The 21,631-nt window shown below is 44.1% G+C and carries 29 protein-coding genes; all 29 read right to left on the bottom strand.

What is annotated here, in order from left to right; genetic code table 11:
• Positions 1 to 1,208: preprotein translocase subunit SecY (gene secY, locus LD39_RS05545; RefSeq protein ID WP_035543768.1), on the bottom strand; the 1,208-nt coding region annotated here is incomplete at its 3' end.
• Entirely contained in the window at positions 1,208 to 1,648 is a 441-nt protein-coding gene (gene rplO, locus LD39_RS05540) for a 50S ribosomal protein L15 (protein ID WP_035543767.1), read from the bottom strand. The genes secY and rplO, both read right to left, overlap by 1 nt.
• 29 nt (positions 1,649 to 1,677) lie before the next feature.
• Entirely contained in the window at positions 1,678 to 1,860 is a 183-nt protein-coding gene (gene rpmD, locus LD39_RS05535; protein WP_035543766.1) for a 50S ribosomal protein L30, read from the bottom strand.
• Positions 1,861 to 1,878: 18 nt separating this feature from the next.
• Complete coding sequence (rpsE, locus tag LD39_RS05530) at positions 1,879 to 2,373, bottom strand: 30S ribosomal protein S5 (RefSeq protein ID WP_081988325.1); 495 nt, start codon at positions 2,371 to 2,373, stop codon at positions 1,879 to 1,881.
• 23 nt (positions 2,374 to 2,396) lie between these two features.
• Positions 2,397 to 2,759: a 50S ribosomal protein L18 gene (gene rplR, locus LD39_RS05525; RefSeq protein ID WP_035543764.1), complete on the bottom strand. Its 363-nt coding sequence runs from the start codon at positions 2,757 to 2,759 to the stop codon at positions 2,397 to 2,399.
• Between the two features lie 35 nt (positions 2,760 to 2,794).
• The gene (gene rplF / locus LD39_RS05520; protein WP_035543762.1) at positions 2,795 to 3,331 is read right to left on the bottom strand and encodes a 50S ribosomal protein L6; all 537 of its coding nucleotides are present in this window, start codon (positions 3,329 to 3,331) and stop codon (positions 2,795 to 2,797) included.
• Between the two features lie 31 nt (positions 3,332 to 3,362).
• A complete protein-coding gene (gene rpsH / locus LD39_RS05515) occupies positions 3,363 to 3,761 on the bottom strand; it encodes a 30S ribosomal protein S8 (protein ID WP_035543760.1) in 399 nt (132 codons plus the stop codon).
• A 30-nt stretch (positions 3,762 to 3,791) separates the two neighbouring features.
• Positions 3,792 to 3,977, bottom strand: a complete 186-nt coding sequence (locus tag LD39_RS05510) for a type Z 30S ribosomal protein S14 (protein WP_035511674.1) — start codon at positions 3,975 to 3,977, stop codon at positions 3,792 to 3,794.
• A 26-nt stretch (positions 3,978 to 4,003) separates the two neighbouring features.
• On the bottom strand, positions 4,004 to 4,543 hold the full coding sequence (gene rplE, locus LD39_RS05505; protein ID WP_035543758.1) for a 50S ribosomal protein L5: 540 nt from the start codon (positions 4,541 to 4,543) through the stop codon (positions 4,004 to 4,006).
• Between the two features lie 26 nt (positions 4,544 to 4,569).
• Complete coding sequence (rplX, locus tag LD39_RS05500) at positions 4,570 to 4,881, bottom strand: 50S ribosomal protein L24 (RefSeq protein WP_035543757.1); 312 nt, start codon at positions 4,879 to 4,881, stop codon at positions 4,570 to 4,572.
• Between the two features lie 38 nt (positions 4,882 to 4,919).
• Positions 4,920 to 5,288 carry a 50S ribosomal protein L14 gene (gene rplN, locus LD39_RS05495; protein WP_035543755.1) on the bottom strand — a complete coding sequence of 123 codons (369 nt, stop codon included), beginning with the start codon at positions 5,286 to 5,288 and terminating at the stop codon, positions 4,920 to 4,922.
• A 42-nt stretch (positions 5,289 to 5,330) separates the two neighbouring features.
• On the bottom strand, positions 5,331 to 5,594 hold the full coding sequence (gene rpsQ, locus LD39_RS05490; RefSeq protein WP_035543753.1) for a 30S ribosomal protein S17: 264 nt from the start codon (positions 5,592 to 5,594) through the stop codon (positions 5,331 to 5,333).
• Positions 5,595 to 5,618: 24 nt separating this feature from the next.
• Positions 5,619 to 5,819: a 50S ribosomal protein L29 gene (gene rpmC / locus LD39_RS05485; protein WP_008636054.1), complete on the bottom strand. Its 201-nt coding sequence runs from the start codon at positions 5,817 to 5,819 to the stop codon at positions 5,619 to 5,621.
• Entirely contained in the window at positions 5,809 to 6,243 is a 435-nt protein-coding gene (gene rplP, locus LD39_RS05480) for a 50S ribosomal protein L16 (RefSeq protein WP_035543751.1), read from the bottom strand. Before rplP ends, rpmC begins: the two co-directional genes overlap by 11 nt.
• Before the next feature lie 18 nt (positions 6,244 to 6,261).
• Entirely contained in the window at positions 6,262 to 6,903 is a 642-nt protein-coding gene (gene rpsC / locus LD39_RS05475) for a 30S ribosomal protein S3 (protein ID WP_035543749.1), read from the bottom strand.
• Positions 6,904 to 6,906: 3 nt separating this feature from the next.
• Complete coding sequence (rplV, locus tag LD39_RS05470) at positions 6,907 to 7,248, bottom strand: 50S ribosomal protein L22 (RefSeq protein WP_035543747.1); 342 nt, start codon at positions 7,246 to 7,248, stop codon at positions 6,907 to 6,909.
• A 19-nt stretch (positions 7,249 to 7,267) separates the two neighbouring features.
• Positions 7,268 to 7,546: a 30S ribosomal protein S19 gene (gene rpsS / locus LD39_RS05465; protein ID WP_035543746.1), complete on the bottom strand. Its 279-nt coding sequence runs from the start codon at positions 7,544 to 7,546 to the stop codon at positions 7,268 to 7,270.
• Between the two features lie 57 nt (positions 7,547 to 7,603).
• Positions 7,604 to 8,437: a 50S ribosomal protein L2 gene (gene rplB / locus LD39_RS05460; protein ID WP_035543745.1), complete on the bottom strand. Its 834-nt coding sequence runs from the start codon at positions 8,435 to 8,437 to the stop codon at positions 7,604 to 7,606.
• A gap of 34 nt (positions 8,438 to 8,471) precedes the next feature.
• Positions 8,472 to 8,759, bottom strand: coding sequence for a 50S ribosomal protein L23 (gene rplW, locus LD39_RS05455; RefSeq protein WP_035543743.1), 288 nt, complete (start codon positions 8,757 to 8,759; stop codon positions 8,472 to 8,474).
• Positions 8,759 to 9,382, bottom strand: coding sequence for a 50S ribosomal protein L4 (gene rplD, locus LD39_RS05450; protein ID WP_035543742.1), 624 nt, complete (start codon positions 9,380 to 9,382; stop codon positions 8,759 to 8,761). The genes rplW and rplD overlap by 1 nt, the downstream gene beginning before the upstream one ends.
• Positions 9,383 to 9,404: 22 nt before the next feature.
• Complete coding sequence (rplC, locus tag LD39_RS05445; protein ID WP_035543741.1) at positions 9,405 to 10,040, bottom strand: 50S ribosomal protein L3; 636 nt, start codon at positions 10,038 to 10,040, stop codon at positions 9,405 to 9,407.
• Positions 10,041 to 10,072: 32 nt separating this feature from the next.
• A complete protein-coding gene (rpsJ, locus tag LD39_RS05440) occupies positions 10,073 to 10,381 on the bottom strand; it encodes a 30S ribosomal protein S10 (RefSeq protein WP_014641420.1) in 309 nt (102 codons plus the stop codon).
• 451 nt (positions 10,382 to 10,832) lie between these two features.
• A complete protein-coding gene (tuf, locus tag LD39_RS05435; RefSeq protein WP_035543737.1) occupies positions 10,833 to 12,023 on the bottom strand; it encodes an elongation factor Tu in 1,191 nt (396 codons plus the stop codon).
• Between the two features lie 124 nt (positions 12,024 to 12,147).
• Positions 12,148 to 14,226, bottom strand: a complete 2,079-nt coding sequence (gene fusA, locus LD39_RS05430) for an elongation factor G (RefSeq protein WP_035543736.1) — start codon at positions 14,224 to 14,226, stop codon at positions 12,148 to 12,150.
• A gap of 42 nt (positions 14,227 to 14,268) precedes the next feature.
• Positions 14,269 to 14,739, bottom strand: a complete 471-nt coding sequence (rpsG, locus tag LD39_RS05425) for a 30S ribosomal protein S7 (RefSeq protein ID WP_035543735.1) — start codon at positions 14,737 to 14,739, stop codon at positions 14,269 to 14,271.
• 51 nt (positions 14,740 to 14,790) lie between these two features.
• Entirely contained in the window at positions 14,791 to 15,210 is a 420-nt protein-coding gene (rpsL, locus tag LD39_RS05420; protein WP_035543734.1) for a 30S ribosomal protein S12, read from the bottom strand.
• 99 nt (positions 15,211 to 15,309) lie between these two features.
• Positions 15,310 to 15,561, bottom strand: coding sequence for a 50S ribosomal protein L7ae-like protein (locus tag LD39_RS05415; RefSeq protein ID WP_035543732.1), 252 nt, complete (start codon positions 15,559 to 15,561; stop codon positions 15,310 to 15,312).
• Positions 15,562 to 15,704: 143 nt separating this feature from the next.
• Positions 15,705 to 19,313 carry a DNA-directed RNA polymerase subunit beta' gene (rpoC, locus tag LD39_RS05410; RefSeq protein ID WP_035543730.1) on the bottom strand — a complete coding sequence of 1,203 codons (3,609 nt, stop codon included), beginning with the start codon at positions 19,311 to 19,313 and terminating at the stop codon, positions 15,705 to 15,707.
• A 66-nt stretch (positions 19,314 to 19,379) separates the two neighbouring features.
• A partial coding sequence (gene rpoB / locus LD39_RS05405; RefSeq protein WP_035543728.1) for a DNA-directed RNA polymerase subunit beta occupies positions 19,380 to 21,631 on the bottom strand: 2,252 nt, incomplete at its 5' end.

Genomic DNA, 21,631 nt, shown 5'->3' with positions numbered 1-21,631 from the left:
AGCAAGCTTGTCCCGCCGATTTGTACGGTTGGTGGCAATTGAGCCACTGAACCAAGAATAATCGGTAGAATCGATACAGCTGCTAGGAAGAGTGATCCAACGAACGTTAAGCGGTACATCACACGTGTCAAATACGTTTCGGTATTTGCACCAGGACGGATCCCTGGGATATACCCGCCTTGCTTCTTCAAGTTTTCTGCCATTTGTTCCGGATTAACCTGAACAAATGTATAGAAGTAAGTGAAGGCAATAATTAACGCGACATAGATAATCATTCCAGGCCAGTTTTGATAATCAAAAATATATTGAATGACAGAGGCTACTTCACTGTTTTCAAAGAATCCAGCTACCGTTCTTGGCGCGATAATAAAGGATATCGCAAAGATGACTGGAATTACCCCTGCAGCGTTAACTTTGATTGGCAGGTGAGTCGAATGACCACCTACTGGTGATCGGTTAACTAAGCGCTTTGCATACTGAATCGGAATCTTTCTTAGCGCTTGCTGGATGAAGATAACACCCACAACAACAGCTACGATGACTAGTGCAATCAACGCAATGATAACAAGATTGATGAACAGTTCTTGTCCTGCACCGGAAATATACTGATCATACAACTGGTTAACACCGGTTGGAATTGCAGCTACGATTCCTGCAAAGATTAAGATGGAAATACCATTTCCAACACCATGTGCCGTGATTTGCTCACCAAGCCACATTAGGAAAGCTGTTCCACCTGTCAACACAAGAGCAATGACTAGGAATTTGGTTACGCCCGGGTCTACGATCAGCTGACCTCCTGCCAGAGCGTTAAAACCAATCGACATTCCAATTGCCTGGATGAAAGCAAGAACAATCGTTCCATAGCGGGTAAACTGAGCTAATTTCCGACGGCCAACTTCACCCTGTTTCTTCCATTCTGCAAACTTAGGGACAACGTCCATTTGCAATAATTGCATGATGATGGAGGCTGTAATGTAGGGCATGATTCCCATCGCGAAGATGGAGAAGTTTTGCAATGCCCCGCCCCCGAATGTGTTCAGGAATCCGAACGCATTCTGTTCATCCATAAAATTGATAGCGTCTCTGTTCGTAAAAGGAACAGGGATAAATGTTCCCAAACGAAAAACAACGAGCATCAATAAAGTGAAGATGATTTTCCGTCGAATATCACTCACGCGCATAAAATTGGAGATTGTCCGGAACATTAAATCACCTCAGTTTGACCGCCCGCTGCTTCAATCGCTTCTTTTGCGGAAGCAGAGAACTTATGAGCTTTCACTGTAAGTTTTTTCTCGATTGAACCTTTACCTAGAACCTTGATTCCAGATTTTTGGTTGCTGACCACACCAGACTCAAGCAATAGTTCAGGTGTAACCTCAGTACCTTCATCAAAGCGGTTTAGAGCTTCAAGGTTGATAATCGCGAACTCCTTACGGTGAACGTTTGTGAAACCACGCTTAGGCAGGCGTTGGAATAGTGGCATTTGACCACCTTCGAAACCTGGGCGAGTTTTACTACCAGAACGTTGACCTTGACCTTTGTGTCCACGGCCGGATGTTTTACCGTTACCGGAAGCCATCCCACGACCAACGCGGTTACGTTCTTTACGAGAGCCTTTAGCTGCTTTTAGTTCATGCAGTTTCATACGAGCACCTCCTTAATTCTTATCTATAATTATACTTCTTTAACCGATACAAGGTGAGACACCTTATTAGCCATACCTCGGATCGCTGGGTTATCTTCAAGAACGACAGTTTGACGGATCTTATTAAGACCTAGCGCCTTGACAGTAGAGCGTTGATCTTGCGGTCTACCAATAACACTGCGCGTGAGGGTAATTTCTAACTTTTTAGCCATTGTATTTCCCTCCTTATCCTACAGTTCTTCTACGGATTTCCCACGAAGTCGTGCAACGTCTTCTGCGCGCTTAAGCTCGCTAAGTCCAGTAAGTGTAGCACGCACCATGTTGATCGGTGTGTTAGAACCTAGAGACTTAGAAAGGATGTCATGAACACCTGCAAGCTCAAGGACCGCACGTACAGGACCACCAGCGATAACTCCAGTACCTTCTGATGCTGGTTTCATAAGGATACTGCCTGCACCAAAACGTCCTGTGATTTCGTGTGGAATCGTCGTATCTTTAATTGGTACTGTAATTAGATTTTTCTTAGCATCGTCAATAGCCTTTTTGATCGCTTCAGGTACCTCTTGGGCTTTACCCGTACCGAAACCGACATGACCATTTTTATCTCCTACAACAACCAATGCAGCAAAACGGAAGCGGCGACCACCTTTAACTACTTTTGCTACACGATTAATCGTAACCACGCGTTCTTCAAGATCTAGTTTATTAGGGTCGATTTTTGTAATCATATATGTCCCTCCTTTAACAATTAAAATTCTAGGCCGGCTTCGCGAGCGGCGTCTGCTAGTGCTTTCACACGTCCATGGTACAAGTAACCTCCGCGGTCAAAAACAACGACTTTATATCCGTTGTCAATGGCACGTTGGGCAACCATTTCACCGACTTTTTGTGCAGCTTCTACGTTACCTGTTACGTCAAGATCGAAACCATTATCCATAGTAGATGCACTTGCTACAGTTACTTGGTTTTCATCGTTGATTAGTTGAGCATAGATGTGTTTGTTAGAGCGATATACGTTCAAACGCGGGCGTTCTGCTGTTCCGAAAACATTCTTACGAACGCGGGCATGACGTTTTTTACGCACGACATTTTTATCTGCCTTCGTGATCATCTGGGTCACTCCTTTCTATACATTACCTAAGAACCTTATTTAGCTGTCTTACCTTCTTTTCTGCGTACATGTTCGCCTTCGTAACGAATTCCTTTACCTTTATAAGGCTCTGGAGGACGGATTGCACGAATCTTCGCTGCAACAGCTCCAACTAGTTCTTTATCGATACCTTTAATAGTAACTTTTGTGTTGGATGGAACTTCGATTTGAATTCCTTCGCGGTTTTCAACTTCTACTGGGTGAGAATAACCAGCGTTGATGACCACAGTCTCACCTTGCTTCTGAGCACGGTAACCTACACCGATGATTTCAAGGCTCTTTTCGAAGCCTTTAGAAACACCTTCAACCATGTTACCGATCAGGCTGCGTGTAGTTCCGTGAAGAGCGCGGTGTTCTTTGTGATCGCTTGGGCGTTCAACAGTAAGAACGTTGTCTTCAACTTTTACTGTGATGTCCTGATGAAACGTACGAGTTAGTTCACCTTTTGGACCTTTAACCGTGATTGTATTGTTATCCTGAATGATTTCTACACCTTCAGGGATTTCAAGTGATTTTAAACCTACGCGAGACATAGTTTTTGCACCTCCTGTCTGTTCAGAATTATTACCAGATGTAAGCTAGAACTTCGCCGCCGATGGCTTGTTCGCGAGCTTCTTTATCTGTTAGTACACCTTTTGATGTGGATACAACGGCAACACCAAGTCCGTTAAGAACTTTCGGAAGCTCTTCGGCTTTAGCGTAAACACGTAGACCTGGCTTACTAATACGTTTCACACCAGTGATTACACGTTCGTTGTTTTGTCCGTATTTAAGGAAAATGCGAAGAACACCTTGTTTCTTGTCTTCAACATATTCGTAGTCACGTACAAAACCTTCACGCTTAAGAATATCTGCAATTTCTTTCTTTACGTTGGAAGCTGGAAGTTCAAGCTTCTCGTGACGCACCATGTTAGCGTTACGAATACGCGTTAGCATATCTGCAATTGGATCTGTCATTGTCATAACTCATTTACCTCCTTCCCTGTTTCGGGTTTACCAGCTGGCTTTTTTGACACCAGGGATTTGTCCTTTATATGCAAGTTCACGGAAACAAATACGGCACAATTTGAATTTACGAAGTACGGAGTGTGGACGTCCGCAGCGTTCGCAACGTGTGTATTCACGTACTTGGTACTTCTGCTTGCGCTGTTGCTTCGCGACCATTGATTTTTTAGCCACAATTTTCCCTCCTTATGGTTAGCTCGTTATTTTTGGAACGGCATACCGAATTGAGCTAATAGTTCACGTGCTTCTTCATCAGAGTCAGCAGTAGTGACAATTACGATGTCCATACCACGAACTTTGTTTACTTTATCGTAATTAATTTCTGGGAAAATCAATTGTTCTTTAACACCAAGTGTGTAGTTTCCACGACCGTCAAAAGCTTTCTTGGAAATTCCACGGAAGTCACGCACACGTGGTAGAGATACAGAGATAAGCTTTTGGAAGAATTCGTACATGCGCTCTCCACGAAGTGTTACCTTCGCACCGATAGGCATACCTTCACGTAGGCGGAAACCTGCAATTGATTTCTTCGCTTTTGTAATGACTGGCTTTTGACCAGTGATTAGAGTCAATTCCTCTACTGCAGTGTCAAGCGCTTTTGCGTTTTGAACAGCATCACCAACACCCATGTTGATGACGATTTTTTCGATCTTTGGTGTTTGCATTACAGAGTCATATTCAAATTTGTTCATCAAAGATGGAACAATTTCTTCAGAGTATTGTTTCTTTAGTTCGTTCATCGTGTGGCCCTCCTTTCCTCTATGGGTTATTTATCTAGTGCTTCACCAGATTTTTTCGCGATACGAACTTTCTTACCGTTCTCAACTTTATAACCAACGCGTGTTGGTTCACCAGTTTTCGGGTCAATTGGCATTACATTGGATACGTGGATCGCTGCTTCTTGAGTTAAGATTCCACCCTGTGGATTCTCTTGTGAAGGTTTAGCGTGTTTCTTCACTTCGTTGACTCCTTCAACAAGAACACGATCTTTCTTCGGATAAGCTTCAAGGATTGTTCCTTGTTTGCCTTTATCCTTACCAGTAATAACCATTACTTTGTCACCTTTTTTCACGTGCATGCTTCGCGCACCTCCTTAACAAGGCATATCATTGATCTTTATAGTACTTCTGGAGCTAGAGATACGATCTTCATGAACTTAGCATCACGAAGTTCACGAGCTACCGGTCCAAAGATACGAGTACCGCGTGGTCCTTTATCTTCACGTACGATTACTGCTGCGTTTTCATCGAAACGGATGTAAGAACCATCTTTACGGCGAACTCCACTCTTAGAACGTACGATGACCGCTTGAACTACATCACCTTTTTTAACAACGCCTCCTGGTGTTGCTTGTTTCACAGTAGCGGTGATGATGTCACCAATGTTTGCGGTCTTACGGCCAGATCCACCCAAAACTTTAATCGTTTGGATTTCACGTGCACCTGAGTTATCTGCAACTTTCAGACGAGATTCCTGTTGAATCATACCATGTAACCTCCCTTCGGATTGAATCCGAGCGATCTATAATTAGATAATAACTGACTCTTCAACAACATCTAGCAAACGGAAGCGCTTGGATGCTGATAGTGGACGAGTTTCCATGATGCGAACAATGTCTCCATTTTTCGCTTGGTTGTTCTCGTCATGAGCTTTGAATTTCTTAGAATACTTTACGCGCTTGCCGTAAAGCTTGTGGAACTTATAAGTTTCTACTAAAACCGTGATTGTTTTATCCATTTTGTCAGATACGACACGTCCAGTATAAACTTTACGATTATTACGTTCAGTCATGTGAGGGTGACCTCCTCTCATCTATTAGTTATTTACGCCTAGCTCACGTTCGCGAGCAACAGTTTTCATACGTGCGATGGACTTGCGAACCTCGCGAATACGCGCTGTGTTCTCAAGTTGACCTGTTGCCAGTTGGAAGCGTAGGTTGAAAAGTTCTTCTTTAAGAGACTTGACTTTTTGTTCAATTTCGGCAGTGGTTAATTCACGGATCTCATTAGCCTTCATTGATTTCACCACCAATTTCTTCACGTTTTACAAATTTAGTACGGATCGGAAGTTTGTGTGAAGCAAGGCGCAACGCTTCGCGAGCTACCTCTTCAGGAACACCTGCGATCTCGAACATAATTTTCCCTGGTTTCACTACAGCTACGAAACCTTCTGGAGCACCTTTACCGGAACCCATACGAACTTCTAGGGGTTTAGCAGTATAAGGTTTGTCAGGAAAGATTTTAATCCATACTTTACCGCCACGTTTCATATAACGAGTCATCGCAATACGCGCTGCCTCGATTTGACGGGCTGTGATCCATGCAGGATCAATTGCTTGTAAACCATAGTCACCGAATGCTACCTCAGTGCCACCTTTCGCGCGGCCTTTAAGGCTAGTACGGTGTTGACGACGATACTTAACACGTTTTGGCATTAACATAATGCTTTTCCCCCTTCCTTATTTATCTGTTTTCGTTGGAAGGACTTCGCCACGATAGATCCACACTTTAACACCAAGTTTACCGTAAGTGGTGTCAGCTTCTGCAGTTCCGTAATCGATATCTGCACGAAGTGTGTGTAGTGGTACTGTTCCTTCACTGTAATATTCAGCACGAGCGATATCCGCGCCACCTAGACGACCAGATACTTGGGTACGAATACCTTTAGCTCCTGCACGCATAGCACGTTGGATAGTTTGTTTTTGAGCACGACGGAAAGATACACGGTTTTCCAATTGGCGTGCGATATTGTCAGCTACAAGCGTAGCGTCTAAATCTGGCTTCTTCACTTCAACGATGTTGATGTGTACACGCTTGCCAGTTAATTGGTTAAGTGCTTTACGAAGTGCTTCAACTTCAGAACCGCCTTTACCGATAACCATTCCTGGTTTAGCCGTGTGGACAGTGATGTTTACACGGTTAGCTGCACGTTCGATCTCAACTGTAGAAAGAGCAGCATCTTTTAGACGATTTTCAACGAATTCACGAATTTTAATGTCTTCATGTAACAAGTCTGCGTAGTCTTTACCAGCGTACCACTTGGATTCCCAATCGCGGATGACGCCGATACGAAGACCTACCGGATTAATTTTTTGACCCACTGATTATCCCTCCTTTTTTTCTGATACGACCACAGTGATGTGGCTTGTGCGTTTGTTGATTTGGCTTGCGCGTCCCATTGCACGAGGGCGGAAACGTTTAAGAGTTACCCCTTCGTTAACAAACGCTTCGGAAACGTATAGATTTTCCGGGTCCATTTCGAAGTTGTGTTCTGCGTTTGCGATTGCAGAATTAAGAATTTTTTCTACTACTGGTGATGCACCGCGTTCTTTCAGACGTAATGTCGCTAGCGCTTCACCTACATCTTTTCCTCGAATCAAATCAATAACTAGACGAGCTTTACGAGGAGCGATACGAACGGTTTTAGCAACTGCTTTAGCTTGCATTAGAGTGCCTCCTCTCTATTTAGCGTTTTGTTTTCTTGTCGTCGCCAGAGTGTCCCTTGAACGTACGGGTTGGCGCGAATTCACCTAGTTTATGACCTACCATGTCTTCTGTTACATAAACTGGTACGTGCTTACGACCGTCATAAACGGCGATTGTGTGTCCGACAAAGTTCGGGAAGATTGTAGAACGACGAGACCATGTCTTCACCACTTGGTGTTTATTGTCTTCGTTCAACTTCTCAACTTTATTCATTAAATGATCATCTACAAAAGGTCCCTTTTTCAGGCTGCGGCCCATGAATAAACCTCCCTTCGTGATTGCAAGACGGGTGTTATCTCCCGTCCGACAATCCCGTTATTTTTTACCACGTCGACGTACGATATATTTATCAGACGGCTTGTTGCGTTTTCTTGTCTTGTAACCAAGAGTTGGTTTACCCCATGGAGATACTGGAGAAGGCATACCGATTGGTGCACGTCCTTCACCACCACCGTGAGGGTGATCGCTAGGGTTCATTACAGAACCACGTACAGTTGGGCGTTTACCTTTCCAACGAGAACGTCCTGCTTTACCAACACTGATTAGTTCGTGTTCTAGATTACCGACTTGACCGATTGTCGCACGGCATGAGCTAAGAACCAAGCGAACTTCACCAGAAGTTAGACGTACTAGCGTGTATTTTTCTTCACGGCCAAGGATTTGAGCAGAAGCGCCTGCAGAACGTACAAGCTGTCCGCCGCGTCCAGGCTTAAGTTCTACGTTGTGTACAATTGTACCAACTGGAATATCTTTAAGTTGAAGAGAGTTACCAGGTTTGATATCTGCACCTTCACCAGAAATGATTTCTGTACCAACCTTAACTCCTTTTGGAGCTAGAATGTAACGTTTTTCACCATCAACATAGTTGATTAGTGCAATGTTAGCGGAACGGTTCGGATCGTATTCGATCGTAGCAACGCGTCCTGGTATTCCATCTTTGTCACGCTTAAAGTCGATAATACGGTATTGACGCTTGTGACCGCCGCCCTGATGACGAACTGTCAGCTTACCTTGGTTATTACGTCCACCTTTTTTGTGAAGTGGAGTGACAAGGGAGCGTTCAGGTTTGTCAGTAGTGATTTCAGCGAAATCAGATACTGTCATGTGTCTGCGACCGTTAGTAATTGGTCGGAACTTTTTAATCGCCATCTTTTTTCCCTCCTTCTCGAATAAGATTTATAGTTTATACTTCAAAGAATTCTAGTTCTTCACTGTCTTCAGTCAACTTAACAATTGCTTTCTTACGATCAGAACGATAACCGCCGTAACGGCCCATACGCTTGAATTTACCTTTAAGGTTCATAGTGTTAACTGATTCAACACTTACGCCAAAGATTTCTTCAACTGCTTTTTTAATCTCAGTTTTGTTAGCTTTAGGGCTAACTTCAAACGTATATTTCTTTTCTCCCATAAGATCAGCAGAATGTTCAGTAATGACGGGGCGCTTAATGATATCGCGTGGTTCTTTCATTATGAGAGCACCTCCCCTGCTTTTTCAGCTGCTTCCTTCGTTAGGATCAGCTTGTCATGCGTTAGAAGATCTAACACACTAACTTCTTCTACAGATAGTGTTTTAACTGTAGGGATGTTGTTAGAAGAAAGAGTTACATTTTCGTCTTTCTCTGCAGTAACAATCAATGCCTTTTCGTTGACATCCAGCGCGTTAAGAATGCTTACAACTTCTTTCGTTTTTGGAGCGTCTAGAGAAAGACCCTCAAGAACAATGATGTTGTCTTCCTTCACTTTTGAAGAGAAAGCAGACTGAAGAGCTAGACGACGTACTTTTTTAGGCATTGTGTAGCTATAACTGCGTGGTGTAGGACCGAATACAGTTCCACCGCCAACCCATTGTGGTGAACGGATGGATCCTTGACGTGCACGTCCAGTCCCTTTTTGGCGCCATGGTTTGCGGCCTCCGCCACTAACTTCAGAGCGTCCTTTTACTTTGTGTGTGCCTTGGCGAAGATTCGCGCGTTGCATCAACACAGTTTCGTGTAATACGTGAGTATTAGGTTCGATACCAAAAACAGCGTCATTCAATTCGATTTCTCCAACGTTAGAGCCGCCTTGGTTTAATAGTGCTACTTTAGGCATGACATATCCTCCCTTCCGTTAATTATTTGCTAGCCTTAACTGCACTTGAGATCTTAACGTACGATTTTTTCGCACCAGGTACGTTACCTTTTACAAGTAGTAAGTTGCGCTCAGCGTCCACTTTTACTACTTCAAGGTTTTGAAGAGTCACTTGTTCGCTACCCATTTGTCCTGCAAGGCCTTTACCTTTGAAGACTTTTGCCGGGTCAGCACCTTGTCCCATTGAACCTGAACGACGCTGGAAACGAGAACCGTGAGTTTTAGGTCCAGTAGATTGGTTGTGGCGCTTGATTGCACCCTGGAAACCTTTACCCTTAGAAGTCCCTGTTACGTCAATTGCGTCACCAGCTTCAAAAATATCAACTTTAACCTCTTGACCAAGTTCATAGTCATCAAGGTTTGTAGTACGGAATTCACGAACGTAGCGCTTAGGTGTTGTACTTGCTTTATCAGCGTGGCCTTGAGCGGCTTTTTTCAAACGATTAGACTTTTCGTCAGCAAAACCTAGTTGAATTGCTTCATAGCCGTCGTTTTCAATTGTCTTCTTCTGAAGAACAACGTTCGGTTCAGCTTGTACAACTGTTACTGGGATTAACTCGCCGTCTTCTGAGAAGATTTGAGTCATGCCGACTTTGCGTCCTAAGATTCCTTTCGTCATCCGTTACACCTCCTATTATTAAAAAAATAAATTTATAGTTTGATTTCGATATCCACACCAGATGGTAGATCCAAACGCATTAGTGAATCAACAGTCTGTGGTGTTGGATTGACAATATCGATAAGACGTTTGTGTGTACGCATTTCGAACTGCTCACGAGCATCTTTATACTTGTGCGTCGCACGAAGTACTGTATAGATAGAACGTTCAGTCGGAAGCGGAATTGGACCAGATACATTAGCTCCAGAACGCTTCGCTGTGTCTACGATTTTCTCAGCGGACTGATCAAGAACTCTGTGATCATACGCCTTTAAACGAATACGAATTTTTTCTTTTGCCATTATTTTCCCTCCTTCTTCGCCCATTTTTAAAATAGACATTCTCCGCGAAAAAACTTGACTCACTAGCCATGGCAAAGGGGCCGGGTGTGTCAACAACCTTTCGCATCATCGCCTTTTATGACCAACATTGTTTATTATATAGAAGAAATGCGGTCATTGCAAGGATAAATCCATAATTTTTTTATTATGAACACATTAAAACATTATACTAACGTTTTGGATTCATTTCAAGAACTTTTTAAAAATCAAAAGCACTAAAAAAGCCAGCACCTCGGCCGACTGAAAACATTTCCTGCGAATCATTAATTCCATTATCCATTTAAACAAATCATTAGTATTTCTTCAAGAGTTAAGATGTTAAGATTTCTTTTCATATAGTATTAAAATAGAGAATAGAAAAAAGGTAGCAACTTTAAAGCTGCTACCTTTTCTTATATGGTGTTAACTGAAATTATTTAGTGATCGTAGAAACTACACCAGAACCTACTGTACGTCCACCTTCACGGATAGAGAAACGAGTTCCGTCCTCGATCGCGATTGGAGAAATAAGTTCTACTGTCATTTCAACGTTATCTCCAGGCATAACCATTTCTACGCCTTCTGGAAGTTGAATTACACCAGTTACGTCCGTTGTACGGAAGTAGAACTGTGGACGGTAGTTAGAGAAGAATGGAGTATGACGTCCACCTTCGTCTTTAGCTAGTACATAAACTTCTGCTTTGAAGTTTGTGTGTGGAGTGATAGAACCAGGCTTAGCTAGTACTTGACCACGGTTGATATCTTCACGGTTAACACCACGAAGAAGTGCACCAATGTTATCGCCAGCTTCTGCATAGTCAAGAAGCTTACGGAACATTTCAACACCAGTGATTGTAGTCTTGCGAGCTTCTTCAGCCATACCGATGATTTCAACTTCGTCACCGACTTTAACTTGTCCACGCTCAACACGACCAGTTGCTACTGTACCACGACCAGTGATTGAGAATACGTCCTCTACTGGCATCATGAATGGTTTGTCAGTGTCACGGTCTGGAGTTGGGATGTGCTCATCAACAGCATCCATTAGGTCGAAGATAGCTTGCTCGTATTGCTCATCACCTTCAAGAGCTTTAAGAGCAGAACCGCTGATTACTGGTACGTCATCACCAGGGAAGTCGTACTCAGATAGAAGATCACGTACTTCCATTTCAACTAGTTCTAGAAGTTCTTCGTCATCTACCATGTCAACTTTGTTCAAGAATACAACGATAGCTGGTACACCTACGTTTTTAGAAAGTAGGATGTGCTCACGAGTTTGTGGCATTGGACCGTCAGCTGCAGATACAACTAGGATCGCGCCATCCATTTGAGCAGCACCAGTGATCATGTTCTTAACGTAGTCAGCGTGACCTGGGCAGTCAACGTGTGCATAGTGGCGAGTTTCAGTTTCGTACTCAACGTGTGCTGTTGAGATTGTGATTCCACGTTCGCGCTCTTCTGGAGCACCATCAATCATATCGTAAGCCATTGCAGAACCAGAACCAGAACGCTTGTGAAGTACTGTAGTGATTGCTGCAGTTAGAGTTGTTTTACCATGGTCAACGTGTCCAATTGTACCAATGTTGACGTGGGACTTGGACCGGTCAAATTTTTCTTTACCCATTGTATATTTCCTCCTTTAAATAAGAAACATTTTTAGTGTTAAAAGTTTATGTGAAGCTTAGGAATAAGGGTGTTACTCCTAAGCTTACATTACAAGTTATACTTTAACTCGTAGAAAAAATCAATTACTGACCAGCATTTTTCTTGATGATTTCCTCAGAGATACTCTTCGGAACTTCTTCGTAGTGGTCAAAGTGCATTGTATAAGTTCCACGACCTTGAGTGTTAGAACGCAACGCTGTTGCGTAACCAAACATTTCAGAAAGTGGTACGAATGCTTTAACAACTTGTGCGTTACCACGAGTTTCCATACCTTCTACACGTCCACGACGGGAAGTTACATCACCCATGATATCACCCATGTACTCTTCAGGAATAACGACTTCAACTTTCATCATTGGTTCAAGAAGAACTGGTTTACACTTGTTTTTAGCCTCTTTTAGTGCCATAGAAGCGGCAACTTTAAAGGCCATTTCGTTGGAGTCAACATCGTGATAAGAACCATCATAAAGAGTGGCCTTGATATCAACCATTGGGTAACCCGCAAGTACACCATTTTCCATAGATTCTTTAATTCCTTGTTCTACGGATGGAATGTATTCACGTGGTACTACACCACCGACGATCTTGTTAACAAATTCGTAGCCAGCACCTTCTTCGTTAGGCTCGAATTCAACCCATACGTGACCGAATTGTCCACGACCACCAGACTGACGTACGAATTTACCTTCAACTTTTGCACTTCCGCGGAATGTTTCGCGGTAAGCAACTTGTGGAGCACCAATGTTCGCTTCAACTTTGAACTCACGTCTCAGACGGTCAACGATGATGTCAAGGTGAAGCTCACCCATACCAGCGATGATCGTTTGACCTGTTTCAACGTTAGTTTCAGTTTGGAACGTTGGATCCTCTTCAGCAAGTTTACCAAGTGCGATAGACATTTTGTCTTGGTCTGCTTTAGACTTCGGTTCGATGGCAACTGAGATAACTGGCTCAGGGAATTCCATGGACTCAAGAATAACTAGACTCTTCTCATCACATAAAGTGTCACCTGTACCTGTGTCTTTAAGGCCTACTGCACCAGCAATATCTCCAGCGTACACTTCAGAAATCTCTTCACGAGAGTTGGCGTGCATTTGCAGGATACGTCCTACACGCTCACGCTTATCTTTCGTTGAGTTCTTCACGTATGATCCAGCGCTAAGAACACCAGAATATACACGGAAGAATGTTAATTTACCAACATAAGGGTCTGTTGCAACTTTAAAGGCCAGTGCAGAGAATGGCTCTTTATCGTCGGCTTTACGCACGACAGACTCCTCGGTTTGAGGTACGTGACCTTCGATTGGAGGAACATCTAATGGAGATGGAAGATAATCAATAACTCCATCTATTAGAAGTTGAACACCTTTGTTCTTAAAGGCAGAACCACAGAACACTGGGTAGAAATCTACACTTAGAGTTGCTGTACGGACTGCATCCTTAAGCTGCTCATTTGTGATTTCTTCCCCTTCAAGATATTGCATCATCAAGTCTTCATCAAGTTCGGCTACAGCTTCAACTAGCTTCGCACGGTACTCTTCAGCTTGATCTTTATACTCATCAGGAATCGGGCGTGATTCTGCACGTGTGCCCAAGTCATCCAAATAGTAGAATGCTTCCATCGTTACAAGGTCGATAATTCCTTCGAATTCGTCCTCTGCACCGATTGGAAGTTGTACAGCAGCAGCATTCGCTCCTAGGCGCTCTTTCAGCGTGCCTAAGGAATAAATGAAGTCCGCACCAATTTTATCCATTTTGTTAACGAAAACAATACGTGGAACACCGTATGTTGTCGCCTGACGCCAAACAGTTTCTGTTTGTGGTTCAACACCAGATTGAGCATCAAGGACTGCTACTGAACCGTCAAGAACACGCAGGGAACGCTCAACTTCTACAGTGAAGTCTACGTGACCAGGTGTATCAATGATGTTGATACGGTGACCTTTCCATTGAGCAGTTGTGGCTGCGGAAGTAATTGTAATTCCGCGCTCTTGTTCCTGCTCCATCCAGTCCATTTGGGAAGCTCCTTCGTGAGTTTCACCAATTTTGTGGATACGTCCTGTGTAGAAAAGAATACGCTCAGTCGCTGTGGTTTTACCCGCATCGATGTGAGCCATAACCCCGATATTACGAGTCTTTTCCAAGGAGAACTCTCTAGGCATGAATTTTTCTCCTTCCTGATAGAAAAATTATTTTGTTTAGACTTACCAACGGTAGTGAGCGAATGCTTTGTTCGCTTCAGCCATTTTGTGCATTTCTTCACGGCGCTTAACTGCTGCACCTGTGTTGTTAGCTGCATCTAAGATTTCGTTTGCCAAGCGTTCTTCCATTGTTTTCTCTCCGCGAAGACGCGCATAGTTAACAATGAAACGCAAGCCAAGGGCCTGACGACGCTCTGGACGAACCTCAACAGGTACCTGATAGTTGGAACCACCTACACGACGAGCGCGTACTTCCAATACAGGCATTACGTTTTTCATAGCTTGATCAAAAGCTTCCATAGCTTCATTTCCGCTACGTTCTTGAACTAGCTCGAAAGATTTATAAAGGATCTTTTGAGCTTTACCGCGCTGACCATTAACCATGATTTGGTTGATCAAGCGAGTAACAAGCTTAGAGTTGTACATCGGATCTGGTAACACATCACGTTTAGCTACTGGACCTTTACGTGGCATATGTTCCCCTCCCTTCTCTCATTTTTTATTTAAGCGATATTGCCATATCGATTATTTTTTAGCTTTAGGTTTTTTCGTACCGTATTTAGAACGACCTTGCATACGACCGTCTACGCTTGCGGTGTCAAGTGCACCACGAACGATGTGGTAACGAACACCTGGCAAGTCTTTAACTTTACCGCCACGGATAAGAACAACACTGTGCTCTTGAAGGTTGTGGCCGATACCAGGGATATAAGCGTTAACCTCAAGCTGGTTAGTCAAACGAACACGTGCATATTTACGAAGTGCAGAGTTCGGTTTCTTAGGTGTCATTGTACCAACACGTGTGCAAACCCCACGCTTTTGAGGAGCAGACTGGTCAGTCATACGTTTTTTATAGCTGTTGTAACCTTTGTTCAAGGCTGGTGCGTTAGACTGTTTAGTCTTGCTTACGCGTCCTTTACGTACTAATTGATTAATAGTAGGCATGTTTGATATCCTCCCTTCTTTACATATTCTTAATACCACACATCCAGGTGGTTCATTAAAGGGCAAAAAACAAAGCTTTCGCGAATAACCGCCAAAACTTTATTGCTTTATCGCCACAGTAGCAGCGCCAACATCAATTCCACATGCATCTCCCAACTCTTTCATAGATGGAACATTATAATGCGGGATGTTCAATTGCTTGGCTAATTTAGCTACTTTTGTGGTCATCGACTGATCGGCATCGTCAGCCGTTATGACTTCACTCACTTCACCATTTTTCATGGCTTTAAGTGTCTGTTTGGTCCCAATTACTATATCTGCTTTAGCCTGTGCTACTTTTTCATAAGACATGTTCATATCCTCCAAAGTAACAAGGATAAATGGAAGCACCTTGATTATATTATCACTACCCAAAATGCATGTCAACTGCATTTTGGGTAGTTTTTATAGTGCTCCCCTTTTTTTACCCTTTGTTAACATCTATCTTATTATCTTTAGGATTGTGTGACTTCTTCTGGTTGCTCTGTTGTTTCTTTTGCGCCATCGGATTGTGCTTGAATTTTGCGGTAACGAGTCATTCCCGTACCAGCAGGTACAAGCTTACCAATAATGACGTTTTCTTTTAGTCCGAGCAACTCATCACGCTTACCTTTAATCGCTGCATCCGTCAAGACACGAGTTGTTTCTTGGAAGGATGCGGCTGACAAGAAGCTGTCCGTTTCAAGAGACGCTTTGGTAATACCAAGGATGACTGGACGTCCGACAGCTGGTTGTCCGCCTTCCATAAGCGCTTTTTGGTTCGCTTCTTTGAACTGGTGGATCTCAAGAAGTGATCCCGGCAGAACATCGGTGTCTCCGGAGTCAAGAACACGGATTTTACGAAGCATTTGGCGAACCATAACTTCTACGTGTTTGTCAGAGATTTCTACACCTTGCATACGATATACTTTCTGAACTTCTTTCAGAAGGTACTCTTGTACGCCATCCAGACCTTGGACAGTCAATAGTTCTTTCGGGTCGATGGAACCTTCCGTAAGTGCTTCACCAGCACCTACTTCATCACCGACAGAAACTTTGAGACGTGCTCCATATGGAGCTGTGTAGGAACGCGTTTCTACAGAGCCTTGAACAACAATCTCTTGTTTCTCTTTCACTTCATTAATCTCCTGGACTGTACCTTTAATTTCAGTGATGACGGCTTGTCCTTTCGGATTCCGTGCTTCCACAATCTCCTGGATACGCGGAAGACCTTGCGTGATGTCATCTCCGGCTACCCCACCTGTGTGGAAGGTACGCATTGTAAGCTGTGTACCCGGTTCACCGATGGATTGCGCAGCGATAATTCCAACCGCTTCACCGACTTCAACCTCATCACCTGTAGCAAGGTTGCGTCCGTAACACTTCTTACACACACCGTGTTTTGTGTTACATGTGAATGCTGAGCGGATAACGACCTTCTCGATACCTGCATCAACAATTTGTTTTGCTGCATCTTCGAAGATCACTTCGTTACGAGTAGCAAGAACTGCCCCCGTTTCAGGATGCTTGATCGTTTGGAAAGCTGTACGGCCAATTAAACGATCGATTAATGGTTCGATGATTTCTGTACCTTCTGTTAGGGATTGTACAGGTAGACCGCGATCTGTACCGCAATCATCTTCACGAACAATGACATCTTGAGCAACGTCAACAAGACGACGAGTCAAGTAACCTGAGTCGGCTGTCTTAAGGGCCGTATCGGCAAGACCTTTACGGGCTCCGTGCGTAGAAATAAAGTATTCAAGTACCGTTAAGCCTTCACGGAAGCTTGATTTGATCGGAAGTTCGATGATTCGACCAGCCGGGTTGGCCATCAGACCACGCATACCAGCTAACTGTGTAAAGTTAGATGCGTTACCACGGGCTCCGGAATCACTCATCATGAAGATCGGGTTGGTTGGGTCTAAGGATTTCATCAAACGGTTTTGAATGTCGTCTTTAGCCGCAGACCAAATTTCAATGACGCGATCGTAACGTTCTTCCTCTGTAATCAAACCACGACGGAATTGTTTCATTACTTTATCTACTTTTTCTTGACCTTCATCAAGAATCTCTTGTTTTTCTGGTAATACGACGACGTCAGAAACACCGACAGTAATACCGGCTTTTGTAGAATAAGCGAACCCTAGATCTTTCATTCGGTCCAGCATCTTAGAGGTTTCACTGATAGAGAAGCGTTTGAAGACTTCTGCAATGATATCCCCCAGGATCCCTTTCTTGAATGGTGATACTTCGTCACGGCTGGAAATTTCTTTGCGAATATCCGTGCCATGAGGAACGAAGTATTGATCCGGTGTTTTAACCTCAAGGTTTTCTTGAGTTGGTTCGTTCATATAAGGGAAGGAAGCTGGCAGCATTTCGTTAAAGATCAACTTACCGATTGTGGTAAGAAGCAATTGTGAATTCTGCTCTTCCGTAAATGTTTCGTTATTCAATGAGCTTGCTTGTACAGCCACACGTGTGTGCAAGTGTACATATCCGTTTTGATATGCCATGAGAGCTTCGTTCAAGTCTTTCATGACCATACCTTCACCAACAGCACCTTCACGTTCTAGGGTCAGGTAATAGTTACCTAGCACCATATCCTGTGATGGTGTAACAACGGGCTTACCATCCTTAGGGTTAAGGATGTTTTGCGCAGCAAGCATAAGAATACGTGCTTCAGCCTGTGCTTCTGAAGACAATGGAACGTGAACGGCCATTTGGTCTCCGTCAAAGTCTGCATTATATGCTGTACAAACCAGCGGATGAAGTCGGATCGCACGACCTTCCACAAGGGTCGGTTCGAATGCCTGGATACCTAAACGGTGAAGTGTCGGAGCACGGTTTAATAGGACCGGGTGCTCTTTGATGACATCTTCAAGAACATCCCATACTTCATGGTGTATGCGTTCAATTTTACGTTTAGCTGACTTGATGTTGTGCGCTAGACCACGAGATACAAGTTCTTTCATAACGAAAGGCTTGAAGAGCTCTAGTGCCATTTCTTTCGGCAGTCCACACTGATACATTTTCAATGAAGGACCAACGACGATAACAGAACGACCGGAATAGTCGACACGTTTACCAAGTAAGTTCTGACGGAAACGTCCTTGTTTACCTTTCAACATGTGAGAAAGGGATTTAAGCGGACGGTTTCCTGGTCCTGTTACAGGACGGCCGCGACGACCATTGTCAATCAGTGCATCAACAGCCTCTTGAAGCATACGTTTTTCGTTTTGAACGATAATCGTTGGTGCACCAAGGTCTAACAAACGCTTCAAGCGGTTGTTACGGTTGATGACACGACGATACAAATCGTTCAAGTCCGACGTAGCAAAACGTCCACCATCCAGTTGTACCATCGGACGAAGTTCCGGTGGAATGACCGGAAGAACGTCCAGGATCATCCAAGATGGATCATTTCCAGAATGACGGAATGATTCCAATACTTCAAGGCGTTTAATCGCACGAGTACGACGTTGACCTTGCGCGGTTTTCAATTCCTCTTTCAGTGTATCCACTTCGCCATCTAAGTCGATGTCGAAAAGTAGTTTACGAATCGCTTCTGCACCCATCGCTGCCTGGAAGCCTTGACCAAACTTTTCACGATAGGAGCGGTATTCCTTTTCGGAAAGCAGCTGCTTTCTTTCAAGTGCTGTTTCGCCTGGATCAGTAACGATATATGCGGCGAAATAGATAACCTCTTCCAGCGCACGCGGTGACATGTCTAGGACAAGTCCCATACGACTTGGAATTCCTTTAAAGTACCAGATGTGAGAGACAGGGGCAGCTAATTCTAAGTGCCCCATACGCTCACGACGGACCTTCGCTTTAGTTACTTCAACCCCACAGCGGTCACAAACGACACCTTTGTAACGGACACGTTTGTATTTACCACAGTGACACTCCCAGTCTTTTTGCGGGCCGAAGATACGTTCACAGAACAAACCGTCTTTTTCTGGTTTTAACGTACGATAGTTGATTGTTTCTGGTTTCTTTACCTCACCATACGACCAAGAACGAATCTTGTCCGGCGAAGCCAAACCAATTTTCATATACTCAAAATTGTTTACATCTAGCAAGGGGCCTACCTCCCTTTTAGTATCCGGGTTTTACCCTAAGCTTAGAACACGAGTTTCTGGAGTCTATTAATCGTCTAGGTTTAAGTTCTCGGATTCTTTCGTTTGCTCTTCTTCGATATCACGCATTTCGATTTCTTGTTCGTCACCGGATAGAATCTTCACGTCCATACCAAGACTTTGAAGTTCTTTGATTAGAACCTTGAAGGATTCTGGAACACCTGGTTCCGGAACATTATCACCTTTAACAATGGCTTCATACGTCTTCACACGACCTACGACATCATCAGATTTAACTGTGAGAATTTCTTGAAGAGTATAAGCAGCACCATAAGCCTCAAGTGCCCATACCTCCATCTCACCGAAACGCTGTCCACCGAATTGTGCTTTACCACCAAGCGGTTGCTGCGTAACAAGTGAATAAGGTCCTGTGGAACGCGCGTGAAGTTTGTCATCAACCATGTGTGCCAGTTTGATCATATACATGACTCCAACAGATACACGGTTGTCGAACGGTTCACCCGTACGTCCATCGTAAAGGATCGTTTTCGCATCACGAGACATACCAGCTTCTTCAAGCGTTTCCCAAACATCTTCCTCACGGGCACCATCAAATACTGGTGTAGCAACTCTTTCGCCTAATAAGCGAGCAGCCATACCCAAGTGCAATTCCAGAACCTGTCCAATGTTCATACGAGACGGTACACCAAGCGGGTTCAACATGATATCGACCGGAGTTCCGTCTGGAAGGAACGGCATGTCTTCTTCCGGAAGAATCTTGGAAATAACACCTTTGTTTCCGTGACGTCCGGCCATCTTATCACCTTCAGAAATCTTACGCTTCTGAACGATGTAGACACGAATCAATTGGTTCACTCCTGGAGGAAGCTCATCACCGTCTTCACGGTTGAAGATTTTCACATCCAATACGATTCCACCAGCTCCGTGTGGAACACGTAATGATGTGTCACGGACCTCACGTGCTTTTTCGCCAAAGATTGCGTGAAGCAACCGTTCTTCAGCAGATAATTCCGTTACTCCTTTAGGAGTGACCTTTCCTACCAGGAGGTCGCCGTCGCTGACTTCAGCACCGACACGGATAATGCCACGATCGTCCAAGTCGCGAAGAGCATCTTCACCGACGTTAGGGATGTCACGTGTGATTTCTTCTGGTCCAAGCTTCGTATCACGAGCTTCAGACTCATATTCTTCTATATGAATAGATGTGTACACATCATCTTTGACAAGGCGCTCACTCATGATGATCGCATCCTCGTAGTTGTACCCATCCCATGTCATAAAGGCGACTAGAGGGTTTTGTCCCAGAGCCAATTCTCCCATATCCATGGAAGGACCATCAGCAAGGATTTCCCCTTTGGTTACGCGATCACCTTTTGAAACGATTGGACGCTGGTTATAACAGCTTCCTTGGTTGGAGCGAATGAATTTCTGTAGACGGTAACGATCAAGGTCTCCTTCTACTTCTTTTCCATCCACTTCAGCTATACGACGTACAAAAACTTCCTTAGCTTCCACACGTTCAACGATTCCTTCATGGCGGCAGATAACGGCAGCACCTGAGTCTTTACCAGATACATATTCCATGCCTGTACCGACAAGTGGAGCATCAGGCTTAAGCAATGGTACCGCTTGACGCTGCATGTTGGCACCCATAAGAGAACGGTTGGAGTCATCATTCTCTAAGAAAGGAATACAAGCAGTCGCCGCAGAGACAACCTGTTTCGGTGATACGTCCATGTAGTCAAGACGATCACGTTGAACGACGGTGTTTTCACCACGGAAACGAGCAATGACTTCTTCATCTATGAAGGAACCATCATCATCAAGCTTCGCGTTGGCCTGTGCCACCACGTAGTTGTCTTCCTCGTCCGCAGTCAGATAATCAATTTGTTCTGTTACTTTATTTGTATCAGGGTCCACACGACGGTAAGGAGTTTCAATGAAACCAAACTCATTGACCTTCGCATAGGAAGACAAGGAGTTGATCAAACCGATGTTTGGTCCCTCTGGTGTTTCGATTGGACACATACGACCATAGTGGGAATAGTGAACGTCACGCACTTCAAAACCAGCACGTTCACGTGTCAGTCCACCCGGTCCTAAAGCAGATAGACGACGTTTATGCGTCAACTCTGCCAGTGGGTTCGTTTGGTCCATGAACTGAGATAGCTGAGAGCTACCAAAGAATTCTTTAATAGACGCGATGACTGGTCGGATATTAATCAGCTGCTGTGGCGTGATGGATGATGTATCTTGGATAGACATACGCTCACGCACCACACGTTCCATACGGGACAAGC

Source organism: Halobacillus sp. BBL2006, from assembly GCF_000786645.1.
Lineage (GTDB): Bacteria > Bacillota > Bacilli > Bacillales > Halobacillaceae > Halobacillus.
Note: the sequence above shows the minus strand (reverse complement) of the source record. Positions and strands in the feature narration are given on the sequence as shown.